The organism is Bacillus sp. SA1-12, from assembly GCF_000981385.1.
Lineage (GTDB): Bacteria > Bacillota > Bacilli > Bacillales > Bacillaceae > Metabacillus.
On the sequence record NZ_LATZ01000068.1, the window covers coordinates 1 to 1,187 of the forward strand.

At 38.3% G+C, this 1,187-nt stretch carries 1 protein-coding gene and 1 rRNA gene; both read right to left on the reverse strand.

All coding sequences use genetic code 11. The features are described 5' to 3' along the window. Positions 1-776: AMP-binding protein (locus WQ54_RS17715; protein WP_046585948.1), on the reverse strand; the 776-nt coding region annotated here is incomplete at its 3' end. Between the two features lie 253 nt (positions 777-1,029). Beyond that, a 5S ribosomal RNA gene (gene rrf / locus WQ54_RS17720) occupies positions 1,030-1,145 on the reverse strand. Positions 1,146-1,187: the final 42 nt, after the last annotated feature.

Sequence of the window (1,187 nt, forward strand, 5' to 3'; positions counted from 1 at the left end):
GTTTTCACTAATTGAAAGATAACAGCAGGGCTAAATTTTGGCACGATTAGCATTGTAGCTCCATTCATTAACGGCGCATTTAATGAAACAGTTAAACAGAAAACATGGAACATAGGCAATGTGGTAACAACAACATCATCTTTTGATATCTTTAAATAATTGGCGGTATCAATCGCATTACTGTATAAATTTTCATGTGTGAGCATGGCTCCTTTGGGCTTGCCTGTAGTACCTGATGTATAAAGGATGACTGCGACGTCCTTCTCAGCAAGCTCCGGACCCGTATAATCATGCGATCCAGCAGACACAAAATTTGATAACGTTTTCATTTTTCCTGAAAGAGCACTTTTAAAACTAGCTTCCTCACCTGTTTGCTGAGAAGGAGATGTTTCACAGACGATGTAGTGCTCAACCGTCGGCAGTTGCGCCTCAATATTAGAAAATAATGGAATAAGCAAATCTGCAGTTACTATAACTTTAACATCACCATTATTGATCATATATGCGATTTCATTCGGTGTGTAGATTGGGTTAATCGGTATTACAGTTGCCCCTGCTCGCAATGCCCCATATAAAGAAATAATATAATATGGTGAGTTCCCTAGAACAACAGCTATATGATCCCCTTTACCTACGCCTATATCATGCAAACTGCTCGCAAATTGATTAATGACCGTTTCTAGCTGTGAATAAGACGTTTCTTTGCCTTCGAAAATAAATGCAGGTTTGTTACCAAAAGCTTTTACCGTTTGTGATAACTGTGATGATAAATTCATTCTCCCACCCCTTCGACAAAATGAATGAATAACCATTCATTTTTATGTTGTAAAACCCCTCATTATTATTATATGGAATGTATAGGGAATAGACAATCATGGAAAGGATTCCAAAATAAATAGGAGATCCTATGATTCTTAATACCATCAAGTAATGTTCTACATTTTTTATTATTTCTAATAAACCTAAAGGTTTTAATCCTTTATACGGATAACAAAAAGACCAGTATCTCTACTGATCTTTTCTCTTCTTACCTGGCAACGTCCTACTCTCACAGGGGGAGGCCCCCAACTACCATCGGCGCTGAAGAGCTTAACTTCCGTGTTCGGCATGGGAACGGGTGTGACCTCTTCGCCATCGCCACCAGATATATTAAGTTTGAAGGCATGTTCCTTCAAAACTAGATAACG